14 protein-coding genes are annotated in these 15,632 nt (G+C 70.2%); 9 read left to right on the top strand and 5 right to left on the bottom strand.

From position 1 onward, the window contains the following. Positions 1 to 4 precede the first annotated feature (4 nt). A complete protein-coding gene (locus LMU33_RS25710; protein ID WP_228622972.1) occupies positions 5 to 289 on the top strand; it encodes a type II toxin-antitoxin system RelE family toxin in 285 nt (94 codons plus the stop codon). Positions 290 to 349: 60 nt separating this feature from the next. Here the strand turns inward: LMU33_RS25710 and gltX are convergent, their stop codons facing one another. The 3 genes from gltX to LMU33_RS25695 all read right to left on the bottom strand — a co-directional run bounded on the left by gltX (position 350) and on the right by LMU33_RS25695 (position 2,982). Then, positions 350 to 1,834, bottom strand: coding sequence for a glutamate--tRNA ligase (gene gltX / locus LMU33_RS25705; RefSeq protein ID WP_228622971.1), 1,485 nt, complete (start codon positions 1,832 to 1,834; stop codon positions 350 to 352). Continuing rightward, positions 1,827 to 2,612: a fumarylacetoacetate hydrolase family protein gene (locus tag LMU33_RS25700; RefSeq protein WP_228622970.1), complete on the bottom strand. Its 786-nt coding sequence runs from the start codon at positions 2,610 to 2,612 to the stop codon at positions 1,827 to 1,829. The genes gltX and LMU33_RS25700 overlap by 8 nt, the downstream gene beginning before the upstream one ends. Before the next feature lie 178 nt (positions 2,613 to 2,790). Continuing rightward, entirely contained in the window at positions 2,791 to 2,982 is a 192-nt protein-coding gene (locus LMU33_RS25695) for a hypothetical protein (protein ID WP_228622969.1), read from the bottom strand. Positions 2,983 to 3,553: 571 nt separating this feature from the next. Between LMU33_RS25695 and LMU33_RS25690 the strand changes: the two genes are divergently transcribed. From LMU33_RS25690 to LMU33_RS25655, 8 genes are all read left to right on the top strand, one after another. After that, positions 3,554 to 7,471 carry a sensor histidine kinase gene (locus LMU33_RS25690; protein ID WP_228622968.1) on the top strand — a complete coding sequence of 1,306 codons (3,918 nt, stop codon included), beginning with the start codon at positions 3,554 to 3,556 and terminating at the stop codon, positions 7,469 to 7,471. 9 nt (positions 7,472 to 7,480) lie between these two features. Further along, complete coding sequence (locus LMU33_RS25685; RefSeq protein WP_023546525.1) at positions 7,481 to 7,894, top strand: roadblock/LC7 domain-containing protein; 414 nt, start codon at positions 7,481 to 7,483, stop codon at positions 7,892 to 7,894. A 110-nt stretch (positions 7,895 to 8,004) separates the two neighbouring features. Continuing rightward, complete coding sequence (locus LMU33_RS25680) at positions 8,005 to 8,403, top strand: DUF742 domain-containing protein (RefSeq protein WP_009190816.1); 399 nt, start codon at positions 8,005 to 8,007, stop codon at positions 8,401 to 8,403. Beyond that, the gene (locus LMU33_RS25675; RefSeq protein ID WP_228622967.1) at positions 8,384 to 8,959 is read left to right on the top strand and encodes a GTP-binding protein; all 576 of its coding nucleotides are present in this window, start codon (positions 8,384 to 8,386) and stop codon (positions 8,957 to 8,959) included. The genes LMU33_RS25680 and LMU33_RS25675 overlap by 20 nt, the downstream gene beginning before the upstream one ends. A 391-nt stretch (positions 8,960 to 9,350) precedes the next feature. Beyond that, complete coding sequence (locus LMU33_RS25670; protein WP_228622966.1) at positions 9,351 to 12,575, top strand: sensor histidine kinase; 3,225 nt, start codon at positions 9,351 to 9,353, stop codon at positions 12,573 to 12,575. Between the two features lie 10 nt (positions 12,576 to 12,585). Continuing rightward, a complete protein-coding gene (locus LMU33_RS25665; RefSeq protein ID WP_004983065.1) occupies positions 12,586 to 12,999 on the top strand; it encodes a roadblock/LC7 domain-containing protein in 414 nt (137 codons plus the stop codon). A 97-nt stretch (positions 13,000 to 13,096) separates the two neighbouring features. Beyond that, entirely contained in the window at positions 13,097 to 13,672 is a 576-nt protein-coding gene (locus LMU33_RS25660; RefSeq protein WP_228622965.1) for a DUF742 domain-containing protein, read from the top strand. Then, positions 13,653 to 14,234 carry a GTP-binding protein gene (locus tag LMU33_RS25655; RefSeq protein ID WP_031224757.1) on the top strand — a complete coding sequence of 194 codons (582 nt, stop codon included), beginning with the start codon at positions 13,653 to 13,655 and terminating at the stop codon, positions 14,232 to 14,234. Before LMU33_RS25660 ends, LMU33_RS25655 begins: the two co-directional genes overlap by 20 nt. 179 nt (positions 14,235 to 14,413) lie before the next feature. Here LMU33_RS25655 and LMU33_RS25650 read toward each other — a convergent pair whose 3' ends face one another. Continuing rightward, positions 14,414 to 14,611, bottom strand: a complete 198-nt coding sequence (locus LMU33_RS25650; RefSeq protein ID WP_228622964.1) for an acyl-CoA carboxylase subunit epsilon — start codon at positions 14,609 to 14,611, stop codon at positions 14,414 to 14,416. A gap of 57 nt (positions 14,612 to 14,668) precedes the next feature. Further along, positions 14,669 to 15,632, bottom strand: a 964-nt coding sequence (locus LMU33_RS25645) for an acyl-CoA carboxylase subunit beta (RefSeq protein WP_283844201.1), incomplete at its 5' end; no start/stop codon positions are given.

Here is a 15,632-nt window from a genome sequence, read left to right as displayed (position 1 = left end):
CGGCATGAGCGAGTACCGCGTCCAGTTCACCGTCGAGGCCCGTGCGACGTTCGACGCCCTGCCCGCCGAGCGCCGGGCCCAGCTGGAGAAGGCCGTGCGCATCCTGGCCCGCGATCCATTCCGGAAGACCTCGACCGCGCCGCTCGGTCCGGACGAGAACCTGCGCAAGGCATACGTGGCCCCCGGCGTCGTGCTGGAGTACATGCTGGCCGGCGCGATCATGGTCGTCGTCGTGCTGGAGATCTTCGACGAGAGCGCCTATCTGATCGACGAAGCCGACGCACAGTGACCAACGCAACAGGGGCGGCACCCGGAACCCTCCGGATGCCGCCCCTGACGCATGGGCCGGCTACGCGCCCAGCTTCACCAGTGCCGCGTCGATGCGGGCCAGCGTCTTCTCCCTGCCCAGGACTTCCAGGGACTCGAAGAGCGGCAGGCCGACGGTGCGGCCGGTGACGGCGACGCGGAGCGGGGCCTGGGCCTTGCCGAGCTTGAGGCCGTACACCTCGCCGGCGGCCAGGACGGCCTCCTTCAGGGACTCTGGGGAGGTCCAGTCGGCCGACTCCAGCTTCTCGCGGGCCGTGCGGAGCAGGGCGTCGCTGCCCTCCTTCATCGCCTTGGTCCAGGAAGCCTCGTCCTCGACCGGCTCCGGCAGGAAGAGGAAGTCGACGTTGTCGGTGATCTCCGACAGCACCTTCAGGCGGGTCTGGGCGTGCGGGGCGATCGCCTGCCACTTGGCCTCGTCGAAGGCCTCGGGCGCCCAGGGCGCGAACGGGGCCTTCAGCCAGGGACGGCAGCGCTCGGTGAACTCCTTCACATCCAGCATGCGGATGTGGTCGCCGTTGATCGCCTCGCACTTCTTCAGGTCGAAGCGCGCGGGGTTCGGGTTCACGTCGGAGATGTCGAAGGCGGCGACCATCTCCTCGATCGAGAAGACGTCCTTGTCCGCGGAGAGCGACCAGCCCAGCAGGGACAGGTAGTTGAGCAGCCCCTCCGGCAGGAAGCCCCGCTCGCGGTACAGGTTCAGCGACGCCTGCGGGTCGCGCTTGGAGAGCTTCTTGTTGCCCTCGCCCATCACGTACGGCAGGTGGCCGAACTCGGGGACGCGCTTCGCGATGCCCAGCTCCGTCAGCGCCTTGTACAGCGCGATCTGGCGCGGGGTGGAGGAGAGCAGGTCCTCGCCGCGCAGGACGTGGGTGATCTCCATCAGGGCGTCGTCGACCGGGTTGACCAGCGTGTACAGCGGGGCGCCGTTCGCGCGGACGATGCCGTAGTCCGGCACGTTCTCCGGGGTGAAGGTCAGCTCGCCGCGGACCAGGTCGTTGAAGGTGATCGTCTCGTCCGGCATCCGGAAGCGGACGATCGGGGTGCGGCCCTGGGCCTGGTACTCCTCGACCTGCGCCTCGGTCAGGTCGCGGCAGTGGCCGTCGTAGCCGGAGGGCTTGCCGGCGGCGCGGGCGGCCTCGCGGCGGGTGTCCAGCTCCTCCTGGGAGCAGTAGCAGTGGTAGGCGTGGCCGGCGTCCAGGAGCTTCTGGGCGACGTCCTGGTAGACGTCCATGCGCTGCGACTGGCGGTACGGCGCGTGCGGGCCGCCGACCTCGGGGCCCTCGTCCCAGTCGAAGCCGAGCCAGCGCATCGCGTCGAGCAGCTGGTGGTAGGACTCCTCGGAGTCGCGGGCGGCGTCGGTGTCCTCGATGCGGAAGACCAGGGTGCCCTGGTGGTGCCGGGCGAACGCCCAGTTGAACAGGGCGGTGCGGACCAGGCCCACGTGCGGGTTACCGGTGGGCGAGGGACAGAAACGGACGCGTACGGGTGAGCCGGGTGCGCTAGCCACGCTTGACAACCTTGTTGGTGAGAGTGCCGATGCCTTCGATGGAGACGGCGACCTCGTCGCCGACGTTGAGGGGGCCGACCCCTGCGGGGGTGCCGGTGAGGATGACGTCGCCGGGGAGCAGGGTCATGGCCTCGGAGATGTTGACGACCAGGTCCTCGATGGGGTGGATCATCTCGCTCGTACGGCCCAGCTGGCGCTGTTCGCCGTTGACGGTGAGCTGGATGGTGAGGTCGTTCGCGCGGTCGAGGCCGAGGCCGGTCTCCACCCAGGGGCCGAGCGGGCAGGAGGTGTCGAAGCCCTTGGCGCGCGCCCACTGCTTCTCGCGTTTCTGCACGTCGCGGGCGGTGACGTCGTTGGCGCAGGTGTAGCCGAAGATCACGTCCTTGACGCGCTCGCGCGGGACCTCGCGGCACATGCGGCCGATGACGACGGCGAGCTCGGCCTCGTGGTGCAGCTCCTCGGAGAAGGAGGGGTACTGGATCTCGTCGCCGGGGCCGATCACCGAGGTGGACGGCTTGAAGAAGGCGAAGGGGGTGTCCGGCACCTCGTTGCCCAGCTCGCGGGCGTGCTCGCCGTAGTTGCGGCCGAACGCCACGACCTTGTTGGGCAGGACCGGCGGGAGCAGCCTGACCTTGCTCAGCGGCACCTTCGTACCGGACAGCTCGTAGTCCGCGAACGGGATGCCCTTGATGATGTCGAGGACGAGTTCGTCCTGCTTGTCGCCCTCGACCGCGCCGAAGGCTACGTTCCCGTCGATGGAGAACCTGGCGATGCGCACGGGATCCTTGCGCCCCTTACTGAGAACCGGCGTACTGACGACCCAGGTTAACCGGTGGTGATCCAGGTTCGCGGTGTCCGGCGTGCCCCTACGGGGCCATGCCGTGGGCCGTACGGACGCCGGCGGCCGCGGGAGCACGGCCGCCGGCGGCTCGGCGCATCGGGTGGGCGCCCGTCCGCTACTCTCCGGCCGAGGCGGCCGCGCCGACCGGGACGTCCACCAGCACCGTGCGCCGGGGGTTGGCCGTCTGGGCGGGCAGGTCGACGGAGTGCTCCTGCTCGGGCGTCTGCAGTTCGCCGGCGTCCTTCAGGTGCGCCAGGGTGGTGCGTCGCGGGTTGGCGATCCTGTGGAACATCATCGTCGTCTTCACGGTTGTGGGCGTCCTAGTCCTGTGTCGGCGGGGTTACAGATACGTCCCTGATGTAAAGCGTCAGGCTAAACATCCAATTCCCTGCCCAAGGCGCCAACTGCCCACGAGATCCGTGTGAGTTTGCTCACGACCTCGCGGACAATTCGGTCAAATCTGACCGGCAACACGCCCCCTCGAAACGGACATTGGCCACCTGAAGCCATCATTCCGCTCCTGATCATGGCGACTCAGACACCAGGCACCGACCGCTGACTCGCAGGGATACGTCCGATATGTTCGGGATCGGCCTCCACGGCTGGTGACGCGGCACTCACAGCCCGTCACGTAGGTCACAGCTCGGGACACGGCCCTTGTTGGAGATCCGGCACTGTGCTGGAATTCCACGGACCGCCGCGGGAATCGAGCCGGCGCAAGGGGCGCGAAGCAGCGCCGAGCGGCGGCCGAGACAGGGGGGAACCAGCGCCGGTCACTCAAGACCACCGGGGGGCGTATTCAGGGCGCTCTCCAAAACGCCGACACCGTGTCCCTCCGTTCGCGCGGAGGGGTGCCTGGTCCAGAGGTTGCGACGCTAGTGCAGGGACGTTTCAAGAGGGATGGCAGCGCTTCGGCGGAGCCGGAGTCGCACGACGGGACTGGCCCCATGAAGGGCAGCTCCTCGCCCCAGCACGCCCAGAACCCGGGCCCGGCCCCGTCGGCGGACGGCGGTGAGCGCGGCGGACGCCCCGGCGTGTCGGCCTCGTCGGCCTCCACCGGGACCGGCAACTCCGGCGCCACCCCCGCGCCGGCCATCAAGCCCGCCAAGGGCCCCAGCGGCCCCGGCTCCCGCATGGCCCTGCGCAACTGGCGCATCTCCACGCGCCTGGTGTCGCTGCTCGCGCTGCCCGTGGTCGCGGCGACCTCGCTGGGCGCGCTGCGCATCGACCAGAACATCACCGACATCCAGCAGCTCGACAACATGAAGCTGCTGACGGACATGACCAAGCAGGCCACCGAGCTGGCCGCCGCGCTCCAGGAGGAGCGCGACCAGTCCGCCGGTCCCCTGGCGCACGGCCTGAACGCGAGCGACTACACGGTCAAGGGCTACCGGGACAAGACCGACCGGGCCCTGGCGAACTTCGAGAACTCCACCCAGGAGATCGACGCCGCCAGCAAGGGCGGCCAGCTCCAGGGCGTGCGCGACAACCTGGTCGGCATCTTCAACCAGCTCGACCAGCTGGCCAAGATCCGCAAGGGCGCCTACTCCTCGAAGGGCAACTCGACCCAGACGATCGAGTCCTACCACCGGCTCATCAGCCAGCTGATCGACCTGTCCCAGGACATGGCCCAGGCGTCCAGCAACCCGGAGATGATCTCGCGCACCCGCGCCCTGGCGGCCTTCTCCACCGCCAAGGAGTACGCCTCCGTGCAGCGCGCCACGATCGCCGCCGCGCTGCCCGCGACCACGTCGACCAAGGGCGACCTGTCGACGAACGACCGCCTCTACGGCCAGTCGGCGTACCAGAGCGAGAACTCCGAGATCGCGATCTTCCGGAAGATCTACGCGAACAACAACGCCGAGGAACTCCTCAAGCCGATCGACGAGGGCAACCCGACGATCGAGTCCGCGGACACCTACGCCAAGCGCGTCTTCGACTCCCCCGACGGTCTGCAGAGCCTGAACGCCCGCTCCTACCGCGACTGGGTGGACGACAGCTCGACCAAGATCGAGCAGATGAAGAAGATCGAGCACACGCTGCTCGAGGAGATGGAGCAGAAGGCCCGCGAGCTGAAGAGCGCCACCCAGCAGGACGCCATCATCTCCGGTGCGCTGATCCTGCTCGTGCTCGGTGTCTCGCTGGTCGGCGCGTTCATCGTGGCCCGCTCCATGATCCGCTCGCTGCGCCGCCTGCAGGAGACCGCGACCAAGGTCGCCCAGGACCGCCTGCCCGAGCTGGTCAAGCAGCTGTCGGAGTCCGACCCGCAGGACGTCGACACCTCCGTGGAGTCGGTCGGTGTGCACTCCCGGGACGAGATCGGCCAGGTGGCCGCGGCCTTCGACGACGTGCACCGCGAGGCGGTCCGCCTCGCCGCCGAGCAGGCCCTGCTGCGGGGCAACGTCAACGCGATGTTCACCAACCTCTCGCGCCGCTCCCAGGGTCTGATCCAGCGCCAGCTGTCGCTGATCTCCGAACTGGAGTCCCGCGAGGCCGACCCGGACCAGCTGTCCTCGCTGTTCAAGCTCGACCACCTCGCCACGCGTATGCGCCGTAACGGCGAGAACCTCCTCGTCCTCGCGGGTGAGGAACCCGGCCGCCGCTGGACCCGCCCGGTCCCGCTGGTCGACGTGCTCCGCGCCGCCGCGTCCGAGGTGGAGCAGTACGAGCGCATCGAGCTGGCCTCCGTGCCGACGACCGAGGTCGCCGGCCGTGTGGTCAACGACCTCGTGCACCTGCTCGCCGAGCTGCTGGAGAACGCCACCTCGTTCTCATCGCCGCAGACCAAGGTCAAGGTCACCGGTCACGCGCTGCCCGACGGCCGCGTGCTGATCGAGATCCACGACACCGGTATCGGCCTGTCCCCCGAGGACCTCGCGGCGATCAACGAGCGGCTCGCCTCGCCGCCCACCGTGGACGTCTCCGTCTCCCGCCGCATGGGCCTCTTCGTGGTCGGCCGGCTGTCCCAGCGGCACGGCATCCGCATCCAGCTGCGCCCGTCCGACTCCGGTGGTACGACCGCGCTGGTCATGCTGCCCGTGGACGTGGCCCAGGGCGGCAAGAAGCCCGCTCCGGGCAAGCCGGGCGCGCCCGGCGGCCCCGCCGCCGCGCAGGCCGCCGCCGGTGCGGCCGCGGCCCGGCGCCAGGCCGGCAACGCGAGCGGCGGTGCCCTCGGCGGCGCCCCGTCCGGTGGCGGTCTGCTCGGTGCGGGTCCCGCTCCGCGCGGCCAGGTCGGTGCGGGCCAGGGTCCCCGGGCCGCGCTGCCCGGCGCCGGCCAGGGCGGCCGTCCCGGTGCGCCGGGCGGTGCGCGCGGTCCCCAGGGCGGCCTCGGTGCTCCCGGCGGTCCCGGTCTCGGTGGCCAGCAGGGCCGGCAGGTGCCCGCGGGTGCCGATGCGGGCGGCTTCGGCGGTCAGGCGCCCGGCGCCCCGCAGGGCCTGCGGGCCGCGAACCCGGGCGGCCAGCAGCAGGACCCCTTCGGCACCGACGCCTACGGCGGCCGGGGCCCGCAGCGGTCCGGTGCCGGCTCCGACCAGGGCCGCCAGCCCCAGCTGCCGCCGCGCGGCGGCCCGCGGGCCGAGCTGCCCGGCGGTGACCAGCCGCGCACCCCGGACTGGAGCGACACCCAGGCCCCGCTGTCGCGCGCCTCGCTGGACGCCCCGCGCGGCCACGACGAGCAGGGTCCGGCGCACACCGCGCGCATGCCGCGGGTCGACGACCGGCAGGGTCCGGGCTCGACCGCCGAGATACCGGCGATTCCCCGGTACGACGCACAGGGTCCGGCGGCCACGGGCGAGTTCCCGCGCCCGGACCTCAACGGCCTGGGCGGCCCCCAGAACACCGGCCAGTTCGCACGCCCCGAGAACCCGCAGCAGACCGGCCAGTTCGCACGCCCCGAGAACCCGCAGCAGACCGGCCAGTTCGCACGCCCCGAAAGCCCGCAGCAGACCGGCCAGTTCGCACGCCCCGAAAGCCCGCAGCAGACCGGCCAGTTCGAGCGTCCCGACGCCGACCAGCTGCCCGGCCGCTTCGACGGTTCCGGCGCCGGGGACGGCTCGGGTCAGTTCGTCCGCTCCGACGTCTTCGGCACGCCGGCGCCGCAGCGGGACGACAGCGCCCGGAACGCGGGCCGGAACACCGGCCAGTTCGCGGCCCCGCAGGGCTTCGACGGCGGCTACGACGGCGGCTCCACCGGCCAGCACGCCCTGCCCGGGCGCCAGAACCCGGCGCACACCGGTCAGTTCGAGCGCCCGCAGCCGGCCGGCCGGGACGACTTCGGCGCCCCGCGTCCGCAGGCCCCGCAGCAGCAGCGTCCGGCGCAGCGCGAGCCGGAGGCGCTGCCGCCGGCCAGCGGTCCGCTCGACGGCCGCACCCCGCTGTACGACACGCTGGAGACCAACTGGTTCCACGGCGGTCCGCAGCAGCAGCCCGCGCCGCAGCAGGCGCCCGCCCCGGCTCCGCAGCGTCCCGCGGGCGCGCAGGCGGCCGGCAACGGCTCCGCCACCGGTTCCTGGCGCACTTCGCCGAACGACGAGATCGTCCGCCAGGCAGAGCGCGTCCGGCAGCCCGCGGCGGGCGGCGTCACCACCTCCGGCCTGCCGCGCCGGGTGCCCCGGGCGAACCTCGTCCCGGGCACGGCTCAGCAGCAACAGCACCAAGCCGGTCCGCAGGTCTCGCGTGCGCCTGACGACGTACGCGGACGGCTGACCAACCTCCGTCGGGGCATCGCTCAGGGCCGTCAGGCCGGCAGCGGCCAGACCGGCAGCTTCCCGAGCCCCACTCACCAGCAGGAGCGTTAGTTGAGTCCGATGAGCCAGGCGGCACAGAACCTGAACTGGTTGATCACCAACTTCGTGGACAACACCCCTGGGGTGTCCCACACAGTGGTGGTCTCCGCCGACGGCCTTCTGCTGGCGATGTCCGAAGGCTTCCCGCGGGACCGCGCCGACCAGCTGGCGGCCGTCGCGTCCGGACTGACCTCCCTCACGGCCGGGGCCTCCCGGATCTTCGAGGGCGGCACCGTGGCGCAGACGGTCGTCGAGATGGAGCGCGGGTTCCTCTTCCTGATGTCCGTCTCGGACGGGTCGTCCCTCGCGGTACTGGCCCACCCGGAGTGCGACATCGGTCTCGTCGGCTACGAGATGGCACTGCTCGTCGACCGCGCGGGGGCGGTACTTACGCCGGACCTGCGCGCCGAACTCCAAGGCAGTCTGCTTCACTGACCGCCCCGGCACCACCCACCTCACGAAAACACCGTCCGGCCGCCACAATCCCCCCACCGGCCCCGTCCGACGGCTTGACTGACCGACTTGCTGTCCCGCCCGGAGGATTCATGACCCCGCCCACCGCTCATCACGATCCGTACGCGGAACCGTACGGGGACGAGGGCGACCAGCCACTGGTACGGCCGTACGCGATGACCGGTGGCCGGACCCGGCCGCGGTATCAGCTCGCGATCGAGGCGCTGATCAGCACCACTGCCGATCCGGCAGCGCTCATGGGACTGCTCCCGGAGCACCAGCGGATCTGCCACCTGTGCCGTGAGGTCAAGTCGGTCGCGGAGGTCTCCGCGCTGCTGGCCATGCCGCTCGGAGTGGCCCGGATCCTGGTGGCCGACCTCGCCGAGGCCGGCCTGGTCGCCATCCACCAGCCGGGTGGCGACGAGAACAACGGCGGCGCACCTGACGTGACGCTGCTCGAAAGGGTGCTCAGTGGACTTCGCAAGCTCTGACGCGGGCCGGGCCACCACCTCCGCGAAGATCGTGGTGGCGGGCGGCTTCGGCGTGGGCAAGACCACGTTCGTCGGCGCCGTCTCGGAGATCAACCCGCTGCGCACAGAGGCCGTCATGACGTCCGCTTCGGCCGGCATCGACGACCTCACCCACACCGGGGACAAGACCACCACCACGGTGGCGATGGACTTCGGCCGTATCACCCTCGACCAGGACCTGATCCTGTACCTGTTCGGCACCCCGGGTCAGGACCGGTTCTGGTTCATGTGGGACGACCTGGTGCGCGGTGCGATCGGCGCGGTGGTCCTCGTGGACACCCGGCGCCTCGCCGACTGCTTCCCCGCGGTCGACTACTTCGAGAACAGCGGCCTGCCCTTCGTCATCGCCCTCAACGGCTTCGACGGCCAGCAGCCCTACGCCCCCGAGGAAGTGCGGGAGGCGCTGCAGATCGGCCCCGACACCCCGATCATCACGACCGACGCCCGCCACCGCGCGGACGCCAAGAGTGCGCTGATCACGCTGGTCGAGCACGCCCTGATGGCGCGGCTCAAGTAGTACACACGTACGCACTCAAGTGCGACGTCGCGTACGGCAGTTGTCGTGACGGGACGCCGGAGCCGACTGTGGCCTTTGACACGGTCGGCTCCGGTGTTCATAACAGTTCGGCAGAGGAATCCCCCGGTATCACCACGCGACGCGGTCGCGCAGTACCGCTGTGCTCACAATCGCCCCGCCTTTTGCCGGGGCTCGCTCTTTATGACCGTTTTATCTGGGCCTTACAAGAGCGTCACTCAAGGGTTTCCGCTGTTTGGAAGAGCACTGGTCCACGTGCTGGAATGCCTGAACTGCCCAATAGTCAAAGACGTACTCACTAGTCGATGACGAACCGGGCTCTGAGAGACTGCGGCACGACGTAGGTGCCGACCGCCGAGAGGTTGTTGGTCGAGTGAGGCGAAGCAAGAACGGTCCCGAGCCGTCGGCGCGGGGCAACTTCACCCCGCCGCCGCGCGCTGCGGCGCCCACCCCTGTGACCGGTGCGGAGCCGGCGGCAGCTCCCGCGCCGAGTGGCGGCCGGTTCTCCCCGCGCAACTGGCGCGTGCCGACCAGACTGAACGCGATCCTGCTGATACCCGTGGCGGTCGGTCTCGTCATGGGCGGCTTCCAGGTGAAGACCTCGATCGACACCTGGCAGCAGGCCCGCGACGCCGAGAACACCGCCCGCCTGGTGCGCGCCTCGCTGTCGTACGCCAACGCGCTCGAGAACGAGCGCGACATCACCGCGGCCCCGCTGCTGAAGGGCAAGCTGGCGACCGCCCAGGACAAGGCGACCATCACGGCGGCCCGCAACGCCACCGACCAGGCCGCCGACGGCTTCGACCAGGCCGCGCAGAACATGCCGCACGAGGCCGGCCTGGAGCGACGGCTGAAGCTGTTCCGCGAGGCCGAGCCCTTCCTGCAGACGCTGCGCGCCGGCGCGTACACCTCCAAGTTCCCCGGCGTCCAGACCGAGGAGGGCTACGTCAAGGTCGCCCACCCGCTGATGGAGTTCGCCAACGAGCTCGGCCTGGGCACCGGCAACATCACCTCCTACGGCCGTACCGTCTACGCCATGTCGCTCACCAAGGCGGCGCTGTCGCTGGACCGCTCGATCGGCATGCACATGCTGTTCAAGCCGGGTCCCGACGCCCCCAACCTGGCGAGCCAGCGCGTGGCCCTCTCCTCCTACGCCTACCTCGAGGGCATCGCCGTCGAGGAGTACATCGGCGGCGGCACCGAGGCCGACGCGGCGAAGCTGGACACGGCGAAGAAGGACATCCAGGCCAAGGCCGTGACGATGGCCCAGCAGGCCAAGGCCAAGAACCCGAACTACGTCCCGCCGCCGTCCGACCCGAAGTACATGGTCACGGGCCTCGCCACGCTGGACTCCACCAGCACCCTCGCGCGCCAGCAGCTCGCGCTCAGGGGCATCACGGCCGAGAACTGGTGGGCGGTCAACACCCTCAAGTTCGACGCGTACCGCAAGATCGAGTCGGACATGGCCGACAAGGCGGTGAACGAGGCCTCCGGCATCGCCGACGACGCCAAGAACTCCGCGTTCATCACCGGCGCCGTCGTCGTGATCGCCCTGCTGCTCGCCTTCATCCTGGCCGGTGCCGTGGCCCGCCAGATGAGCCGCTCGATGCGCCAGCTGCGCAACGCCGCCTTCGGCATCGCCGAGCAGCGGCTGCCGATGCTGGTCGACCAGCTCTCCCGCACCGACCCCGGCCGGGTCGACACCCGGGTCGCCCCGATCCCGATCACCACCAAGGACGAGATCGGCGAGGTCGCCCGCGCCTTCGACCAGGTCCACCGCGAGGCGGTCCGGCTCGCCTCCGAGCAGGCCCTGCTGCGGGGCAACATCAACGCGATCTTCACCAACCTCTCGCGCCGCAACCAGTCGCTGATCGAGGGCCAGCTGACCCTGATCACCGACCTGGAGAACAACGAGGCCGACCCGGACCAGCTGGAGAACCTCTTCAAGCTGGACCACCTGGCCACCCGTATGCGCCGCAACGGCGAGAACCTCCTGGTCCTCGCCGGCGAGGAGCCCGGCCGCCGCTGGGACCAGCCGGTCCCGCTGGTCGACGTGCTGCGCGCCGCCTCCTCCGAGGTGGAGCAGTACGAGCGCATCGAGCTGTCCGGCGTGCCGGAGGCCGAGATCCACGGCCGCGCGGTCACCGACCTCGTGCACCTGCTGGCCGAGCTGCTGGAGAACGCCACCACGTTCTCCTCCCCGCAGACCAAGGTCCGCGTCACCGCGACCCGTCTGCCCGACGGCCGCATCATGATCGAGATCCACGACAAGGGCATCGGCCTGACCGCCGAGGACTTCGCGGACATCAACCACAAGCTGGCCAACCCGCCGACCGTGGACGCCGCGATCTCGCAGCGCATGGGCCTGTTCGTGGTCGGCCGGCTGTCCGACCGGCACGGCATCCGCGTCCAGCTGCGCCCCTCGGGCGAGCAGGCCGGTACGACCTCGCTGGTCATGCTGCCGGACGCGATCACGCACGGCGGTGGTGGCGAGACCCCGCTGGACCGCGAGGAGTTCACCGTCTCGCAGATCATCCCGGAGCAGCACTTCCAGGGTGAGAGCTTCAACCAGGTGCAGCCGATGCGCACCGCCGCCGAACTCGGCTTCGACGACAGCCAGTACGTGGACGTCCCCGACGACATCCGCGATCTGGACCCCGTCGGCCGCTCCCTGATGCGCGAGGAGCGCCGGGCGGCCCTGGAGGCCCAGACGCACGGCCCGCAGCCCGGGCAGCCTCAGCAGGAGGCGGCGGAAGCCCCCACCGGCTACTCCGACCCGCTGTTCGACGAACAGTCGGCGTACCAGGAGCGCCCGCAGCCGTCGTACGAGGAGCGCTCCTACCAGGAGCAGCCGCAGCAGACGTACGAGGAGCAGGCCTACGCGGAGCCGCAGCAGGCTTCGTTCGAGGAGCAGTCGTACGACAAGCCGTACGACGAGCAGTACTACCCCTCCAACGGCGGCTACCCCGACCCCGCGTACGCGGAGCCGGCCGCGAGCCCGTCGTACCAGGACGACTGGCCGCAGCAGCCCCAGCAGGACGGCTACCAGAACGGCTATCCGGCTCATTACGCTCCGGAAACGGAATCCTCGCAGGCCGCTGACGCAAGTGAGCGGAACCGCGTAGGCTTCGACCGTCCGGGACCGGCCTCTCCCGCCGCCCACGAGCTGACCGACGCCGGGCTGCCCCGCCGCGGATCCGTCGCGAGCGGTTCCAACGGCTCGGGTACCTCGGGTGGCGCGGCGCGCGGGCAGCAGGAAGCGTCGGCTCCCGCACCGGGCAACACTCCGGGGACGAACGGCGACAGCGGCTGGCGCTCGCAGAACGACGAGCGGTGGCAGCAGGCGGCGCAGCTCCGGAAGCCCAAGGCAGGCGGGGTCACCGCCTCGGGCCTGCCGCGGCGGGTACCCAAGGCCAATCTGGTCTCGGGTGCCGCCGAAACCACCCCCCAGGGGGGCCCACAGGTCTCCCGCGCCCCGGAGGACGTCCGGGGCAGGCTGAGCAACCTGCGTCGGGGCGTCCAGCGCGGACGCAGCGCAGGCAGTGAAACGAACGGCCAGGGCTTCGGTCCTGACAGCACCTACAACCAGGAGCGTTAGTGTGAGCCCGATGAGCCAGGCGGCACAGAACCTGAACTGGTTGATCACCAACTTCGTGGACAACACCCCGGGGGTGTCCCACACGGTGGTGGTCTCCGCCGACGGACTCCTTCTGGCGATGTCCGAAGGCTTCCCCCGCGACCGCGCCGACCAGCTCGCGGCCGTCGCCTCCGGTCTGACGTCTCTGACGGCAGGCGCCTCCCGGATCTTCGAGGGGGGCAGCGTGAATCAGACGGTTGTGGAGATGGAGCGGGGATTCCTCTTCATCATGTCCATCTCCGACGGTTCCTCCCTCGCGGTCCTGGCCCACCCGGAAGCGGACATCGGCCTCATCGGGTACGAGATGGCCCTTCTGGTGGACCGCGCGGGCACGGTCCTCACCCCGGATCTCCGTGCGGAGCTCCAGGGAAGCCTTCTCAACTAATTAAGGGACGATGCGTATTCGCGTCCCGTGGCCGTAAGGTTTCGGGACGCGGCTCCACACGGATGGGTGCCCGACGCAGTCGGAGGAGGAGAAGAGAGTGGCAACACCCCCAGGCGGTTCGAATTCGGGAAACTGGTCGTACGGCCCCGGCCAGGGCCGGGGCGACGGTTCCCAGAACCCGAACCGTTACAACTTCCCCTCCGCACCGACCCACAGGCAGCCGTACGCACCGCAGGGCCCCGGCCCCTCGCCGTACGACCAGCCCCCGGCCCCGCGCATCCAGCCGGTGCAGCCCCAGCGCCGCCCCGAGCCGGCGCCGGCCACGGCATCCAACAACCCCTTGGTGCGTCCGTACGCCATGACCGGCGGCCGGACCCGCCCGCGCTACCAGCTCGCCATCGAGGCGCTGGTGCACACCACCGCCGCTCCGCACCAGATGCAGGGTCAACTGCCCGAGCATCAGCGGATCTGCAACCTCTGCCGTGAGATCAAGTCGGTAGCCGAAATCTCCGCGCTCCTGACAATCCCCCTCGGCGTGGCCAGGATCCTCGTCGCCGACTTGGCGGAGGCGGGCCTGGTCGCCATCCATCAGCCCGGCGGCGACGAGAACGCCGGTGGCCAGCCAGACGTGACACTGCTCGAAAGGGTGCTCAGTGGACTTCGCAAGCTCTAGCGGCGGTCCTTCCCGCTCCACCACCTCCGCGAAGATCGTGGTGGCGGGCGGCTTCGGCGTGGGCAAGACCACGTTCGTCGGCGCCGTCTCGGAGATCAACCCGCTGCGCACAGAGGCCGTCATGACGTCCGCTTCGGCCGGCATCGACGACCTCACCCACACCGGAGACAAGACGACGACCACCGTCGCCATGGACTTCGGCCGCATCACCCTGGACCAGGACCTGATCCTCTACCTCTTCGGTACCCCGGGTCAGGACCGGTTCTGGTTCATGTGGGACGACCTGGTACGCGGTGCGATCGGCGCGGTGGTGCTCGTGGACACCCGGCGCCTCGCCGACTGCTTCCCGGCCGTCGACTACTTCGAGAACAGCGGCCTGCCCTTCGTCATCGCCCTCAACGGCTTCGACGGCAACCAGCCGTACAACCCCGACGAGGTCCGCGAGGCGCTGCAGATCGGCCCCGACACCCCGATCATCACGACCGACGCCCGCCACAGGGCTGACGCCAAGTCGACGCTGATCACGCTGGTGGAGCACGCTCTGATGGCCCGGCTTCGGTAGTTCGGCCACTGGGCTGCCGGCAGGTCGTACGCCGTCTGCGGGTGGTTCCTGGTTGCTCGCGCGCAGTTCCCCGCGCCCCTTACGGGGCGCGGGGATTCTTTTTCGCCCGGCTGCGTACACAGCGAGAAGGGCCCCTCCGCAATGGAGGGGCCCTTCAAGAACCGGTGGAGCGGCGCAGCCTAGCCGTGCCAGCTGTGCGGGGCACGGAAGCCGCCCTCGCGCTCCAGGCGGCGCCAGGCGGCCTTGGCACGGCCTCGGTGGGTGTGGGCCGTGGGCGCCGGCTGGGCGGCCGCACGGGCCAGGAGTACGGCCGTGATGGCGGCGACCTCCTCGGGCTCGGCGTGGCCCTTCTCGACGCGGATGTCAGGAGTGCTCATGGGTGTCAGTCTCCGTGAGAGAGAGGTCCGCGGGGTTGCCGCGGCGGGTCCGCTGGGTTACTGCGGGGGGTTGCCGTGCTTGCGGGAGGGCAGGTCGGCGTGCTTGGACTGCAGCATGGCCAGGGACTTGACCAGGACCTCGCGGGTCTCGGCGGGGTCGATGACGTCGTCCACGAGGCCGCGCTCGGCCGCGTAGTACGGGTGCATCAGCTCGGCCTTGTACTCCTTGACCATCTTCTGGCGCATGGCCTCGGGGTCTTCCGCGCCGCTGATCTGGCGGCGGAAGATGACGTTCGCGGCGCCTTCCGCGCCCATCACGGCGATCTCGTTGGTCGGCCAGGCGTAGGTGAGGTCGGCGCCGATCGACTGGGAGTCCATGACGATGTAGGCACCTCCGTACGCCTTGCGCAGGATCAGCGAAATCCTCGGCACGGTCGCGTTGCAGTAGGCGTACAGCAGCTTCGCGCCGTGGCGGATGATTCCGCCGTGCTCCTGGTCGACACCGGGGAGGAACCCCGGCACGTCCAGGAAGGTGACGATCGGGATATTGAAAGCGTCACACATCTGGACAAAGCGCGCAGCTTTTTCACTCGCCTCGATGTCCAGGACGCCGGCGAGGACCTGCGGCTGGTTGGCGACGATGCCGACCACCTGGCCGTCCAGGCGCCCCAGCGCGCAGATGATGTTCCGCGCCCAGCGCTCGTGGACCTCCAGGTAGTCGCCGTCGTCGACGATCTCCTCGATGACCTTGGCCATGTCGTACGGCCGGTTGCCGTCGGCCGGGACCAGGTCGAGCAGGACGTCGCTGCGGCGGTCGGCAGGGTCGGAGGAGTCCACCCGGGGCGGGTTCTCGCGGTTGTTCTGCGGCAGGAGCGACAGCAGGTACCGCACCTCGGCGATGCAGGTCTCCTCGTCGTCGTACGCGAAGTGGCAGACACCGGAGGTCTCCGCGTGGACGTCGGCGCCGCCGAGCCCGTTCTGGGTGATCTCCTCACCCGTGACCGCCTTGACCACGTCCGGA

It is taken from the genome of Streptomyces barringtoniae (assembly GCF_020819595.1).
Taxonomy (GTDB): Bacteria; Actinomycetota; Actinomycetes; order Streptomycetales; family Streptomycetaceae; genus Streptomyces; species Streptomyces barringtoniae.
This window is presented reverse-complemented; position numbering and strand designations above follow the sequence as displayed.

Bases quoted from the DNA above. Each gene is read 5' to 3' on its own strand.
- LMU33_RS25680 (WP_009190816.1), top strand. From the start codon at position 8,005: ATGACCCCGCCCACCGCTCATCACGATCCGTACGCGGAACCGTACGGG.
- LMU33_RS25685 (WP_023546525.1), top strand. From the start codon at position 7,481: ATGAGCCAGGCGGCACAGAACCTGAACTGGTTGATCACCAACTTCGTG.
- LMU33_RS25665 (WP_004983065.1), top strand. From the start codon at position 12,586: ATGAGCCAGGCGGCACAGAACCTGAACTGGTTGATCACCAACTTCGTG.
- LMU33_RS25710 (WP_228622972.1), top strand. From the start codon at position 5: ATGAGCGAGTACCGCGTCCAGTTCACCGTCGAGGCCCGTGCGACGTTC.
- LMU33_RS25650 (WP_228622964.1), bottom strand. From the start codon at position 14,611: ATGAGCACTCCTGACATCCGCGTCGAGAAGGGCCACGCCGAGCCCGAG.